The following is a 13241-nucleotide window of genomic DNA, read 5'->3' on the forward strand; positions in this document are numbered from 1 at the left end:
GGGTGCCAGTGGGGATGGAGGAGCAGCAAGCGGCAAATGGCTCCGGCACCGGAACGCCCAACCTGCAGCGCAGCCGCCCCGCCTCGTAGGATTGAACCTGTGACTGACGCCTTCCATATCCGCCCTGCCCGTACCAGCGACGTTTCCGCCATCAAGAAACTGGTGGCACCGCTGGCAGAGGAGCGCATCCTGATGGCGAAGGAGACGGTGGCGTACTACGAGAGCCTCCAGGAGTTCAAGATCGCCGAGTCGGACGACGGCGAGGTGATCGGCTGCGGGGCGCTCCACGTCATGTGGGAGGACCTGGCCGAGGTCCGCACGCTGGCAGCCTCGGGGGACTGGCGCGGCAAGGGCGTGGGGCACGTCCTGGTGGAACGACTGCTGGAGGAGGCCCGCGCGCTCGGGGTGGCCCGGGTTTTCTGCCTCACCTTCGAGGTGGACTTCTTCAAGCGCCATGGCTTCGAGGTCATGGCTGACCAGTCGGCCGTGGATCCCGTGGTCTATTCGGAGCTCCTCCGCTCCCATGACGAAGGCGTGGCGGAGTTCCTTGACCTGGCCCGCGTGAAGCCGAACACCCTGGGCAACACCCGGATGATTCGGTTCCTTTAGAAGGATTCCCGCCCTCCGCGGGCCTGCGGCATCCTCCGGGCGACGAACACGCCTGCGCGAAGCAAGAAAACACTAAATTTCCTGCTGACCTGCACTTCCTTTTACTCGAATTGATGGATAAACTGTTGGCGGCCGGGTTTGGGGGCCCACGAAAAGGGACAGTCATTGGGGGCTGTCCCTTTTCTGCGTCTGCAGCGGATTGAGCCCTACCGCAGCCCCTCCGGCCGGTAGTAGGGTCGGGATTGTCAACCTCCATGTGCGCAGCAAGCACAGCACAGCCAGGAGCACCGCCATGAAGAAACTCATCAACGATCCCAAATCCGTAGTCGCGGAATCCGTGCAGGGCTTCGGCCTCGCCCACGCAGACCTCGTCACGATCAACGAAGATCCCACGTACATCACGCGCAAGGACGCGCCCGTGAACGGCAAGGTAGGCCTGGTTTCCGGAGGAGGCAGCGGGCACGAGCCACTGCACGCCGGATACGTGGGCAAGGGAATGCTCGACGCCGCCGTGCCCGGGGCGGTGTTTACCTCACCCACGCCGGACCAGATCCTTCCGGCCACCCTGGCCGTAAACTCAGGCGCCGGCGTGGTTCATATCGTCAAGAACTACACCGGCGACGTCCTCAACTTCGAGACCGCGGCCGAACTGGCCGAAGCCGAAGGCGTCAGCGTCCGCACCGTCCTGGTCAACGACGACGTTGCCGTGGAGGACTCCCTGTACACGGCGGGCCGGCGGGGTGTGGGCGGTACCGTGCTGGTGGAAAAGATTGCCGGTGCGGCCGCGGAACGCGGTGACAGCCTCGACGACGTGGCCTCCATCGGTGAACGGGTCAACGCCAACGTCCGGACCATGGGCGTGGCGCTGTCCGCCTGCACCGTGCCGCACGCCGGCCAGCCGAGCTTCGACCTCGCGGACGATGAAATCGAAATCGGCATCGGCATCCACGGTGAGCCTGGCCGCCACCGCATTCCGCTCGAAAATGCGGACGGCATCACGGACCGGCTGCTGGAGCCCGTCCTGGCGGACCTGAACATCGGCTCGGGGGACAAGGTGCTCCTTTTCGTCAACGGCATGGGCGGGACGCCGCAGAGTGAGCTCTACATCGTGTACCGCCGCGCCGTCCAGGTCCTGAAGGACAAAGGCGCCACCGTTGAGCGTTCCCTGGTGGGCAACTACATCACCGCCCTCGAGATGCAGGGTTGCTCCATCTCCGTGCTGCGGCTGGATGATGAGCTGACCGAACTGTGGGATGCGCCCGTCCACACCGCCGCCCTCCGCTGGGGCGCCTGACCATGGTGCTGGATGCCGCATGGGCGGTGAGGTGGCTCAATCTGTGCGCTGAGGCCATGGCTGAACACCGCGTGGAGCTGATTGAGCTGGACCGGGCCATCGGCGATTCCGATCACGGCGAGAATATGGACCGCGGGTTCCAGGCGGTGGTGGCCAAGCTGGACGAGGGGGCGCCGGAGACCCCCGGAGCGGCCATGAAGCTCACGGCCATGACGCTGATGTCCAAGGTAGGCGGCGCCGCCGGCCCCCTCTACGGCACGGCCTTCCTCCGCGCCGCAACATCCTTGGGCGACTCTGCCGAGATCGATCCCGGGGCCTGGGCGGCAGCGCTTGCTGCCGCCCGTGATGGCATAGTGGCCCGGGGCAAGGCCGAACCCGGGGACAAGACCATGGTTGATGCGTGGACCCCGGCCGTTGACGCTGCCCGGGCCGCTGCCGATGGCGGAAGTTCCGACGTCCTGGCGGTCCTGGTTGCCGCCGCAGAGGCTGCCGAAGCCGGGGCGGTGGCCACCGATCCGCTCGTGGCACGGAAAGGCCGGGCGAGCTACCTCGGAGAGCGCAGCGCCGGCCACCGCGACCCCGGTGCGGTATCCAGCGCGCTGATCCTGCGCGCCGCCGTGGGGGCTGCTGCGTGACAGTCAGCATTGTGGTGGTTTCCCATAGCGAAAAGATTGCCGACGGCGCCGTGGAACTTGCCGCCCAAATGGCACCCAACGTCTCGATCCTGGCAGCCGGCGGCACCGGCGACGGCAGGATCGGCACCAGCCTGGAAAAGGTCATGGCCGCCTTGGACAAAGCCGCCGGCGGTGACGGCGCGGTGATCCTCGCAGATCTTGGTTCCGCCGTGATGACCGCGGAGTCTGCGCTGGAGTTCGTGGACGATCCGGAGAAGTTCCTGCTGGCAGACGCCCCCCTCGTGGAAGGACTGGTGGCGGCGTCCGTCGCTGCCCAGGGCGGAGCAGACGTCGACGGCGTCAGGCGCGCAGCTGAGGCGGTCCGTGGTCCTGCCCAGCACATCGAATCCGGGCGGCAGACGGTGGAGGAAGGATCGGTTACCGGGCGGGGCCCCGATTTCACGGGTGACTTTGAGCTCATCAACCAGGCAGGCATGCATGCCCGGCCTGCCGCCAAGATCGCCGGAGGGCTTTCGTCCCTGGCGGCGGATGTTACGGTCAACGGGGTGGACGGGGCATCCATGACGGCGCTGATGACGCTGGCCGCCGGGAAAGGATCCGTGCTGCACGTGGAGGCCTGGGGTGCCGATGCGGAACGGGCGGTGAACTACGTTGGGGGCCTGGTCCAGGCCGGTTTCGGCGAACCCTGAGCCGGCACCCCGCGTGCGGCTGGCCACAATCGGAGCAGTCCGGTGTGTCCGCAACTGCCCGCCTGTTCCTGCAAATAAGCTCGATGGCATGGAACAGCTCCACCCCGAAGACAACTCCCCGGCAATCGAAGTGCTGGACGGGCAGACCACGGTGGAAGAGCTGCTGGCGGACCTCGGCTTCGAATGGCGCCCCCAATATGTGGGCGATCCTGGCCAGCCTGCAGGCGGGCAGTTCAGCCAGCCTGCACTGTTTTAGCCTGCAATTCCGCAGCCCGCACTGTTCTAGCCTGCACTGTCCCAGGTTGCTGCCAGCACGGGGAGACTGCCCTAGCCCTGTGCATCGCGGAGGCCCGCTGCGTCAAGTGTCACCGACGCCGAGATGAACTTGCCGCACTGTTCGCCAAACGGGTAGTCCGCGCGGGGCCGGAACTCAAGAGTCCGGACCGGCAACGCCGAACCGTCCGCGCCCGTCCCGGAGGCTGTGACCGTCATGACCGATTCGGTAAGAGTGTCCAGCATCAGCATTCCCACCTTGGTCCCGTCCGGCGAGGCCGTGGCAGAACAGACGCCATCCGGCGTGCAGCCCTGGTCGATGCTGGCACTGCCGGGAGCCAGCTCAACCGGGCCCTCCTTGCAGGTGCCGTCCTGGCACGCCTTCACGTGGAGCGTGCCGACCAGGGGCGCGTAGTCCGCCGCGACGGTCACGGAAACAGCCGTGGCCTGCGCGATGGCCGGGCAGGCAACCGCCCCGGGCCCGCAGCCTGCGGTGAGTCCCGCCGTCGTCATCAGCGCCAAGAGCAGTCCCCGCGTACGCATGTTTTCAGCGTAGGACCACCGGGGTCGCGCGGCGCCCTCGCCGGGAAAGTGACGCCGGCATTGTTATGGCCGACAACGTTCTGACAGCCGTAAGGAAACCTTCCTCAGCCCAGCGGGAAGACGCTGATGAACCAGAACAGGGCGACGGCGAACACGGCAAAGAACGGCACCAGGCAGCCCAGCGTGGTCCGGGGCGCGGAGGAAACCTGGAGCGATTCGTTGGGGTCGCCCGGATTGTAGGCCACTTCGATCAAGGACCCGGGGGCCGGTACCGCAGCTGTGGAGATCTCGGACTTGCCCATGAACAGGGTGCCGCGCGGGTCCGTGAACTGGTAGGTGGGGAAGAACCGGCGGCTGCGGCTGGAGCCTCCTCCGCCGCTTGTCCAACCGGCCACACTGCCGGTGACGGTGGCCTGCACCTTTGGCCAGCTGGCCATCAGCTGCTCTTGGCGCCTGGTCTTACGGATGGCATGGACCATGGCGAAGGCAGCGGCCACAACGAACAGGGCCCACACGATGTAAAGAATGATTCTCAAGGTTCCCCCGGTTCCAGTCACCAAGAAGTATGCCACCCCGCCGACGGCGCTTAGGCGGGAAGCCGGTAACCGCCGTCGTGAATCTCCGCCAGGCCATCCGTGAGCAGCCCGGACATGGCACGCTCCAGTTGCTCCGGCGCGGAATTAAGCCGGTGCAGCGCCGCGAGCGGGACACCGATCCCCTCCGGGGCAAAGCCCAGGTCCGCCGGCGGCTGCAGGAACATCTCGGCGGGCACCGGGGCATCAGCCAGGCGCAGGACTGCCATGACGGCTCCGCGGACCTGCCGGTCGGTTCCGTGCCAGGCCTGGCCCTTGGGGACGTACGACGGCGGCGGCTCACCTGCAGCGCGCCACGCACAGGAATCCTTCACCGGGCAGTCGGCGCACTTCGGCGCACGCGCAGTGCAGACCAGGGCGCCCAGTTCCATGACCGCAGCGTTCCAGCGCACGGAGGCGGCGTCGTCGTCCGGCAACAGCGACGCGGCAAGGCGCATCTCCGCGGCGGTCAGGGCAGGCGCCGGAAGCGCGGCGCCTGCCACCAGCCGGGCGTGTACCCGGCGGATATTGGTGTCCACCACGGTTTCCCGGCGGCCGTACGCGAAGGCGGCCACGGCTGCTGCCGTGTAACTGCCCACTCCGGGCAGGGCCAGCAGTTCGGTGTAGGTATCCGGGACCCTGCCGTTGTGGTTTTCGACGATGGCCGTTGCCGCAGCGTGAAGCCGGAGGGCCCGCCGCGGATATCCCAGCCTGCCCCAGTTCCGGACTGCCTCGCCTGCTGGTTCGGCAGCCAGGCCCGCCGGGGTGGGCCAGCGTTTCAGCCATTCCTCCCAGACAGGGAGCACCCGCACCACAGGGGTCTGCTGCAGCATGATCTCGCTGACCAGCACGCCCCAGGCTCCGCATCCAGGGTCCCGCCAGGGCAGGTCCCGGGCGGTTTCGGCAAACCAGCCGGTGATCCTGCGGTGCAGGAACTCCACATGATCGGGGTGGCCGGGGGCTGGCGGCGTTCCGGAAGGAGCTGCTGCGGGAAGGGCTTGAGTATCGATGCCAACACTGTAATGGATGCCCTTCGCGCACCGGAAAACCGCGCCTGGCCCGCGTTGTGACCAGAGCGATGGGCTGCCGGCGGCGTGGTGGTGCCGCAGAACCGTGGACTTTCCCTAGCCTAGGAGGATGGTCAGGCAAGGCAATTCACCAGCACGCGGCAAGGCAATGGCACCGGGCTCCAGCGGTGTCCCGAAGGCCAGCCCGGCCGTGTACCGGCGCCGCAGGCTGTTCGTTGGCGGCGCGCTGCTGATGGTTATCGCCTTGGTGATCACCGGTTTTGCCATCTCGGGGGTACTCGGGGGAGCCTCCCAGCAGGCCTCTTCCACCGTGCCCACCACCGCCGCGCCGGCCGCATCCCCCGAAGCTTCGGCCCCGCCGTCGGCCGCTCCCTCCGCATCGGCGACGCCAACGCCGTCCGCCACCCCCGGCTGCAACCAGAACCTCGTGACCATCTCGGCCTCAACGGACAAGGCGGCCTACGGCGACGGCGAAAACCCGCGGCTCACGCTGAAGGTGACCAACGGCGGCACTGTGGCTTGCGAGGTGAACCTGGGGACCTCGCAAATGGAGTTCCTGGTGACCAGCGGCGCTGACCGGGTCTTTTCGTCCAAGGACTGCCAGGCTGCCAGCGAGGACCTGGAAAAGACCCTGGCGCCCGGTGCCAGCGAAACAGCCAATTTCACGTGGCAGCGGAACCGGACCGTAGAGGGATGCCAGGCTGTGGCGGCAAAGCCCGGATCCGGCGGGGCCTACTACATTTTCACCGCCAAACTCGGTTCCAAAGCCAGCCCGAAAGCTGTATTCCAGCTGAACTAGGCTCCCCGGGGGCCGGTCATTGCCCGTCCGGGCAGCCTGCGAGGCCTTGCCATCGGATCGCGCGAATTTAGAGGAAGCGGTCCAGCAGGCTGGCTTCGGCCATCCGGCTGAGGCCCTCGCGGACAGTCCGTGCGCGCTGGTCGCCAATGCCGTCAACGGTCATCAGGTCATCTATGGTGGCGGCCATCAGGAACTGCAGCCCGCCGAAGTGGTCCACCAGCCGGTCCGCCACGGCCTTGGGTACGGCCTTCAGCCCGGAGAGCAGGCGGTAGCCGCGGGGCTGGACGATGGCGTCCAGCGTGTCCACGCCGCCGGCGAAGCCGATGATCCCGGAGATTTTGCCAAGGTCGATCAGCTCGGTGGGGCCCAGGTTCAGGAGGGCGCTGACGGCCTTGTCGATGTCCTCGGGGGAGGCGTCCGGGCCGGCGTAATCGCGGATGATGACGTCACTGCCCGGCCCGCGGCCCACAGTCAGCTCGTCGAGCTGCAGTGAGAGGAGCCGGCCGTCTTCGCCCAGTTCGAGCACGTACTGCGAGATTTCCTCCGAGATCCGGCGGACCATTTCCTGCCGCTGGAGTGTCACGGCAACGTCCCGGACGGTGACCATCGCCTCGATTTCCAAGGCGGACAGGGAGCTGGTGACCTGGTCCAGCCGGGCGCGGTAGCGTTCCAGCGTGGCCAGGGCCTGGTTGGCGCGCGCCAGGACTTTCTCGGAGCCCTCCAGCACGTGCCGCAGGCCGTTGACGTACAGGGCGATGATCTGCATGGACTGGCTGACGGACACCACGGGAACGCCCGTCTGGATGGCGACGCGCTCGGCAGTGCGGTGGCGGGTTCCGGATTCCTGGGTTTCGATGCTGGAATCGGGAACCAGCTGGACGGCCGCGCGCAAAATGTTGCCGGCGTCCTTGTCGCAGATGATGGCGCCGTCCATCTTGGCCAGTTCACGCAGCCGCGTCGGCGAGAACTCGATGCCGATGTCAAAGCCGCCGGAACAGATCGAATCGACGGTGCGGTCCGAGCCGAGCACGATCAGTGCACCGGTGCGGCCGCGGAGGATGCGTTCGAGGCCGTCTCTGAGGGGAGTACCGGGGGCCACCCTGCCCAGAGTTGCCCTGAGTGATTCTTCGGGGCTCCGCGCCATAAGTTTTCCCTTCAAAGGTGCGGGCAGAAACCCCGCAAGAATACCGGCATCCCTGTTTCTCCGGCCGGATCAAAAGTACTCATTTTCCCGCAAGCACAATGATAGGGGCAACCACTCCGAAATTCCGCATGGGCAAGCCCCAAAGTGCACCGTTGGGGGTGTGCCGGAAATGCCCTGGCCCGCCCTGCGCCGCAGTCCGCGAACCATGCACTTTAGCCGCGGGGAGGCAGGTTGATGGAGCCCGGCTGCTACCGCGAAAGGAAATCAGAGCCCGGTGACCGATCTAGTGGTGCTGTCCCACAACCGGGCAGCCACGATGGTCCCGCCGAGCCGGAGATCCAAAAGATCCATGGCCTTGCCCAGCTGTTCACCCGTAAGCCGCCGGGCCAGGGTGACGTGCGGCGTCCAGGCCCCCGGGAGGGTTTGGGGGACGGCGCCGCCGATCTCCCGGTGCAGGCGCTGGTGCACTTTGCGGAGCGGGGTGGTCAGGACAACGGACCGGGCCAGGACATATTTGTCCCGCCCGGCTGCAAAGACCTGCACGCCCGAGAAGTCGACGCTCAGGGGAAGCGCCCCCTCAAAGGCGTGAAGAGGCGGCACGAAGAGTTCCGCCCCGGCCGCGAGCGTGAGGTGCGGCCGGTTGCTGGCACCGGTATGGCCGGCAAGGCTCGGAAGGCCGGCCTCGGCGAGCCGCACCCAGTCGGCCCTGACGGCGGACTCGGTATCGTCGTCGAACACCAGCTCTATGCTGCGCATCCACCCATCATGCCTTTCCGGCAGGCAAACCGCGTGATCCCGAAGCCGAAGACCGACGCGGACAGCCGGTCAGGAAAGGCCATAGGGGAAAGGGAAAGCCAGCTTCAGCGCGCCCTGACCCGGAGCATCCGCTCAAGGTCCTTGCTGACCCTGGCGAGCGATGCTGCCCGGAGTGCCTTCAATTCGGCCGCCGACTGGACGCCCTTTGGGTGCGGCCCGGCGTCGCCCTGGCCTGTACTGTGCTCTTGCATCCTGGCAGGAGCACTGCTGGAGGCGAAGGGATCGTGGAAGGGGTTGCCCGGCGTCGTCATGCCGCCACGGTAGCGGGCCCTCGTTTCGCTGCCTTGAACTGCCGGTTTCGCGGGCGTTAAGCGGACCAGCGCCGGTTTGCGGGCCTGCGATAAAATTGGACTTTGGCTTCATCCAGCCGCAACCGCAGCGAAAGTAGCACCGTGTCCCAAGATGTCCTGACCCCCGCCCGGATCAATGAGATTCACAAGGAAGCGGGCCGCCGCAGGACCTTCGCCGTCATCTCCCACCCCGACGCCGGCAAGTCCACCCTCACGGAAGCCCTCGCCCTGCACGCCAAGGTGATCGGCACCGCCGGCGCCTCCAGCGGCAAGGCCAACCGCAAGGAAACGGTCTCGGACTGGATGCAGATGGAGAAGGACCGCGGCATCTCCATCAGCTCCGCTGCCCTGCAGTTCTCCTACCGGGACACGGTCATCAACCTCCTGGACACCCCCGGCCACGCCGACTTCTCCGAGGACACCTACCGCGTGCTGGCCGCCGTGGACTGCGCCGTGATGCTGGTGGACGCCGCCAAGGGCCTGGAAACCCAGACCATGAAGCTTTTCGAGGTCTGCAAGCAGCGGAACCTGCCCATCATCACCGTCATCAACAAGTGGGACCGGCCCGGCCTGGACGCCCTGGCGCTGATGGACGAGATCACCGAACGCACCGGCCTGCAGCCCATGCCGCTGACCTGGGCCGTGGGTATCTCCGGTGACTTCCGCGGTGTCTGGGACCTTCGCAACGACCGGTTCGCCCGGTTCCAGCGCAACAACGCCGGCGCCCAGATCGCCCTGACCGAGTACTTCACGCCGGAGGAAGCCGCCGAAAGCCAGGGCAGCAACTGGACCGACGCCGTTGACGAAGCCGGACTGGTCATCGAGTCCAACCTGGAGTTCGACGTCGACGCCTTCCACGCCGGCAAGGCAACGCCCATCCTGTTCAGCTCCGCCGCGCTCAACTTCGGCGTTAAGGAGCTGCTGGACGCGCTGGTGGACTTCGCCCCGCCCGCGGCGCCCCGCCCCGATGTGGACGGCAGCCCCCGCCCCGTCGAATCCCCGTTCTCCGGCTTCGTGTTCAAGGTCCAGGCCGGCATGAACAAAGCCCACCGCGACCATGTGGCCTTCATCCGCGTCTGCTCCGGCGTTTTCGAGCGCGGCATGGTGGTCACCCAGACCCGCACCGGCAAGTCCTTCGCCACCAAGTACGCGCAGCAGGTGTTCGGCCGCGAACGCGAAGTCATCGACGAGGCGTACCCCGGCGACGTGGTGGGACTGGTCAACGCCTCCTCCCTGCGCGTGGGGGACAGCCTGTTCCTCGAAGACTCCGTGGAATACCCGGCCATCCCGCTCTTCGCCCCGGAACACTTCCAGGTGGCCCGTTCCAAGGACCCCAGCAAGTTCAAGCAGTTCCGCCGCGGCATCGAACAGCTCGAGCACGAGGGCGTCATCCAGGTGCTCCGCTCCGACGTCCGCGGTGACCAGGCGCCGGTGCTCGCCGCCGTCGGCCCCATGCAGTTCGAGGTGGTGGAGGACCGGATGGCGCACGACTTCAGCGCCCCCATGCGGCTGGAACGCCTGCCGTACTCGCTGGCCAGGATCTCGACGGCTGACGCCATGCCCGCGCTGGCCAACGTTCCGGGCGCGGAGGTGCTCCTGCGGTCCGACGGCGAATACCTCGCCCTGTTCAACGATGTCTGGGCCCTGCGCCGGATCGAAAAGAACCACCCGGACCTGACCCTGGTGCCCATCGGCACGCACAACCCCGCAAAGTAAGGGCACCATGACGGAACCCACCACGGCCCAGCCGCGCGCCCTCGTTACCGGCGCCGGCACCATCAATCCGCTGGGCGCCTCCGTGGCGGAGACCTGGCAGGCGTTGCTCGCCGGAGAATCCGGCATCACCGCGCTGGAGGAGGACTGGGCCGGGCAGCTGCCCGTCAAAATCGCCGGGCAGGTGTCCGTGGACCTTTCGCAGCACCTCAGCACCCGGGAAATGAAGCGCATGGACCGGTGCGGCCAGCTTGCACTTATCGCCGCCCGCGAAGCCTGGACCCAGGCCGGGGCCCCGGAGGTGGACCCGGAACGGTTCGCCGTGGTGATCGGCTCCGCCTATGGCGGGCTGGGTTCCACCATCGAGCAGGACCGGGTGCTGGCAGCATCCGGCCCCCGCAAGGTCTCGCCGCACACCCTGACCCGGCTGATGGTCAACGGCCCCGCCGCCTGGGTGTCCATCGACCTCGGTGCCCGGGGCGGCGCGCGTACTCCCGTGAGCGCCTGTGCCTCCGGGGCTGAGGCGATTGTCCAGGCAGCCGAGATGATTCGCTCCGGTGCTGCCGACGTCGTGATTGCCGGCGGCGTGGACGCCTCCGTCAACGACCTCGTGATCAGCGGCTTTTCCCAGATCCGCGCGCTGTCCACACGCCCGGGTGACCCGGCGGAAGCGTCAAGGCCGTTCGACGGCGGCCGGGACGGCTTCGTGCTGTCCGAAGGGGCCGGGATGGTGGTGCTGGAAAGCGAAGCGCACGCCCGTGCCCGGGGCGCCGCCGTTCTCGGTGAAGTTGCCGGCGGGGCCGTCACCTCGGACGCCAACGACATCGTGGCCGCGGACCCGGCCATGCAGCGCCGCGTCATGCAGAAAGCCCTGGCCTCGGCCGGAATGGAGCCAGCGGACATCGGCTTTGTCCACGCGCACGCCACCTCCACCCCCGTAGGTGACCGGCTCGAAGGCCAGGCCATCAGCGCCATCTTCGGCACCGAGGTGCCCGTGACCTCCACCAAGGGGCACACCGGCCACCTGCTGGGCGGCGCCGGTGCCCTCGCCGCCGTCGTGGTTCTCGAAGCGCTGCGCACCGGGCAACTTCCCGGGACGCTGAACGTGGAGGCCGTGGACGCCGAGGTGGACCTGAACGTGGTCACCGAACCCGCTTTCGCCCTGGCCGCGTCCGCCCGATCCGGGCTGGTCAATGCGTTCGGCTTCGGCGGACACAGCGTGGCGCTGGTGATCTCCGGCGCGTAGCCACAACACCGAAAACGCTGGAACGGTGCGGGAACGCTGTACCTGATCAGCGTTCCCGCACCGTTCCAGCGATCCGGCTGCAGCGGCCGGGCGTGGAGAGCCCCGCGTCAGGCGCGGGCGGCCACCGGTTGGCTGTTTGCCTCAGCTGCCTTTGTCGGCGAAGTCGCGGAATCCACGACGGCGTCCCCTCCGCTGCGGCGCTCCTTCAGGAAGTAGACCAGGCCGGCGGCGATGGTGGACGCGGCGGCCAGCGCGAATAGTCCGGGGACCACGCTGCCGGTCTGTTCCTTGATGATGCCGAAGCCGAACGGCGCCACGAAGCCGCCGAGGTTGCCCAGCGAGTTGATGATGGCGATGGCCGGCGCCAGGACCAGCGGGTGGAGGCCGGACTGCGGGATGGTCCAGAACAGCGGCGAGGCGCTTTTGAAGCCCATCGCGGCGACGGCGAGGAACACCAAGGCAAGCACGGGTGACGCGATGGCTGCCGCGAAGGTCCCCACTGCGGCCACCAGCAATGCCGCCACCAGCAACGGCTTCTTGGACTTTGCCTTGTCCTGCATCTTGGCGGCGAAGTACATCGCGAACACGGCACAGACCCAGGGGATGGAGGACAGGAAGCCCACGGTCAGGTCCGTGGTGCCGGGGATCTGCTTGATGATGCTGGGCAGCCAGAACGTGTTGGCGTAGATGGAGAGCTGCACGGAGAAGTAGATGCCGCACAGCAGCAGGATCTGCGGGTTGAGCAGCATTTTCCAGCGGTTGAGCTTGCCGGCAGTGCCGCCTGTCTTGTCGCCTGTGTTGTCGCCTGTCTTGTCGCCTTCGGCGGTGGCGTGCTGGGCGTCCTCGTCACTGATGGCCTGCGTGAGCGCGGCCTTCTCGGCGGGGACAGCCACTTGGCGTCCTTGATGCCGGCGTCCAGGACGAAGAACACGGCCATGCCCACAAAGACGGACAGCGCGCCCTCGAAACCGAACAGCCACTGCCAGCCGCGGAGGCCAAGGACACCCTGCAGGCTCAGGAGGGCACCGGCAACGGGGCCGGAGATTGCCGCGGCCACGGAGGAACCGGCAATGAAGATGGCGGTGGCTTTGCCGCGCTGCCCGGCGGGAACCCAGCGGGCGAAGTAGAAAATGACGGCGGGGAAGAACCCTGCCTCCGCCGCCCCCAGCAGGAAACGGAGGACATAAAACATGGTCTCGTTCTGCACGAACGCCATCAGGAAGGAGACGATGCCCCAGCTGATCATGATCCTGGTCAGCCAGATCTTGGCGCCGTACTTCTCCATCATCACGTTGCTGGGAAGTTCGAAGATGGCGTAGGCGATGAAGAACAGGCCGGCGCCGAAGCCGTAGGCCGCGGCGCCGATGCCGACGTCGGCCTGAAGGTGGTCCTGCGCGTACCCGATGTTGGAGCGGTTCAGCTGGTTGCAGACCAGCATCACCAGCATGATGGGCAGGACGCGCTTGAAGAATTTCTTCGTGGCCGAGGCCACGTCCGTGACGGCATTGTCCACAGACACCATTGAGTATTTCCTTTGGGATAGAGCTAGAAGCCGGCTGCGGGCGGGGAATGTGGGGCGCGCCACAGCGA

At 67.1% G+C, this 13241-nt stretch carries 16 protein-coding genes; 8 read left to right on the plus strand and 8 right to left on the minus strand.

The window, feature by feature from the left end:
• Positions 1–99: 99 nt before the first annotated feature.
• The 5 genes from ACHL_RS01650 (at position 100) to ACHL_RS24430 (ending at position 3483) form a co-directional block, all read left to right on the plus strand.
• On the plus strand, positions 100–609 hold the full coding sequence (locus ACHL_RS01650) for an amino-acid N-acetyltransferase (protein WP_015935561.1): 510 nt from the start codon (positions 100–102) through the stop codon (positions 607–609).
• Positions 610–901: 292 nt separating this feature from the next.
• Complete coding sequence (gene dhaK, locus ACHL_RS01655; RefSeq protein WP_015935562.1) at positions 902–1903, plus strand: dihydroxyacetone kinase subunit DhaK; 1002 nt, start codon at positions 902–904, stop codon at positions 1901–1903.
• Between the two features lie 2 nt (positions 1904–1905).
• A complete protein-coding gene (gene dhaL / locus ACHL_RS01660; protein WP_015935563.1) occupies positions 1906–2538 on the plus strand; it encodes a dihydroxyacetone kinase subunit DhaL in 633 nt (210 codons plus the stop codon).
• Complete coding sequence (gene dhaM / locus ACHL_RS01665) at positions 2535–3227, plus strand: dihydroxyacetone kinase phosphoryl donor subunit DhaM (RefSeq protein WP_015935564.1); 693 nt, start codon at positions 2535–2537, stop codon at positions 3225–3227. The genes dhaL and dhaM overlap by 4 nt, the downstream gene beginning before the upstream one ends.
• Positions 3228–3315: 88 nt before the next feature.
• On the plus strand, positions 3316–3483 hold the full coding sequence (locus tag ACHL_RS24430; RefSeq protein WP_015935565.1) for a hypothetical protein: 168 nt from the start codon (positions 3316–3318) through the stop codon (positions 3481–3483).
• A gap of 71 nt (positions 3484–3554) precedes the next feature.
• Here the strand turns inward: ACHL_RS24430 and ACHL_RS01670 are convergent, their stop codons facing one another.
• The 3 genes from ACHL_RS01670 to ACHL_RS01680 all read right to left on the minus strand — a co-directional run bounded on the left by ACHL_RS01670 (position 3555) and on the right by ACHL_RS01680 (position 5556).
• Positions 3555–4043 (minus strand): hypothetical protein, encoded by a 489-nt coding sequence (locus ACHL_RS01670; protein WP_015935566.1) that lies wholly within the window; start codon positions 4041–4043, stop codon positions 3555–3557.
• A gap of 104 nt (positions 4044–4147) precedes the next feature.
• Positions 4148–4579: a DUF3592 domain-containing protein gene (locus ACHL_RS01675; protein WP_015935567.1), complete on the minus strand. Its 432-nt coding sequence runs from the start codon at positions 4577–4579 to the stop codon at positions 4148–4150.
• A 50-nt stretch (positions 4580–4629) separates the two neighbouring features.
• Positions 4630–5556, minus strand: a complete 927-nt coding sequence (locus tag ACHL_RS01680; RefSeq protein WP_015935568.1) for an HhH-GPD family protein — start codon at positions 5554–5556, stop codon at positions 4630–4632.
• Between the two features lie 196 nt (positions 5557–5752).
• Between ACHL_RS01680 and ACHL_RS01685 the strand changes: the two genes are divergently transcribed.
• Positions 5753–6442 (plus strand): hypothetical protein, encoded by a 690-nt coding sequence (locus ACHL_RS01685; RefSeq protein WP_043793685.1) that lies wholly within the window; start codon positions 5753–5755, stop codon positions 6440–6442.
• Positions 6443–6509: 67 nt separating this feature from the next.
• On the opposite strand, the gene disA is transcribed toward ACHL_RS01685, so the two are convergent.
• The 3 genes from disA to ACHL_RS01700 form a co-directional block, all read right to left on the minus strand.
• Positions 6510–7586 (minus strand): DNA integrity scanning diadenylate cyclase DisA, encoded by a 1077-nt coding sequence (gene disA, locus ACHL_RS01690; RefSeq protein ID WP_015935570.1) that lies wholly within the window; start codon positions 7584–7586, stop codon positions 6510–6512.
• A 264-nt stretch (positions 7587–7850) separates the two neighbouring features.
• A complete protein-coding gene (locus ACHL_RS01695) occupies positions 7851–8342 on the minus strand; it encodes a 2'-5' RNA ligase family protein (protein WP_015935571.1) in 492 nt (163 codons plus the stop codon).
• Between the two features lie 104 nt (positions 8343–8446).
• Positions 8447–8653 (minus strand): hypothetical protein, encoded by a 207-nt coding sequence (locus ACHL_RS01700; protein WP_015935572.1) that lies wholly within the window; start codon positions 8651–8653, stop codon positions 8447–8449.
• Between the two features lie 141 nt (positions 8654–8794).
• Between ACHL_RS01700 and ACHL_RS01705 the strand changes: the two genes are divergently transcribed.
• Both ACHL_RS01705 and ACHL_RS01710 read left to right on the plus strand, forming a co-directional pair.
• Positions 8795–10408, plus strand: coding sequence for a peptide chain release factor 3 (locus tag ACHL_RS01705; RefSeq protein ID WP_015935573.1), 1614 nt, complete (start codon positions 8795–8797; stop codon positions 10406–10408).
• A 7-nt stretch (positions 10409–10415) separates the two neighbouring features.
• Positions 10416–11651, plus strand: coding sequence for a beta-ketoacyl-[acyl-carrier-protein] synthase family protein (locus ACHL_RS01710; protein ID WP_015935574.1), 1236 nt, complete (start codon positions 10416–10418; stop codon positions 11649–11651).
• A 107-nt stretch (positions 11652–11758) separates the two neighbouring features.
• Here ACHL_RS01710 and ACHL_RS24800 read toward each other — a convergent pair whose 3' ends face one another.
• Positions 11759–12382 (minus strand): MFS transporter, encoded by a 624-nt coding sequence (locus tag ACHL_RS24800; protein ID WP_407681027.1) that lies wholly within the window; start codon positions 12380–12382, stop codon positions 11759–11761.
• Entirely contained in the window at positions 12277–13173 is an 897-nt protein-coding gene (locus tag ACHL_RS24805; RefSeq protein WP_407681025.1) for an MFS transporter, read from the minus strand. Before ACHL_RS24805 ends, ACHL_RS24800 begins: the two co-directional genes overlap by 106 nt.
• Positions 13174–13241: the final 68 nt, after the last annotated feature.

It is taken from the genome of Pseudarthrobacter chlorophenolicus A6 (assembly GCF_000022025.1).
Classification (GTDB): Bacteria; Actinomycetota; Actinomycetes; order Actinomycetales; family Micrococcaceae; genus Arthrobacter; species Arthrobacter chlorophenolicus.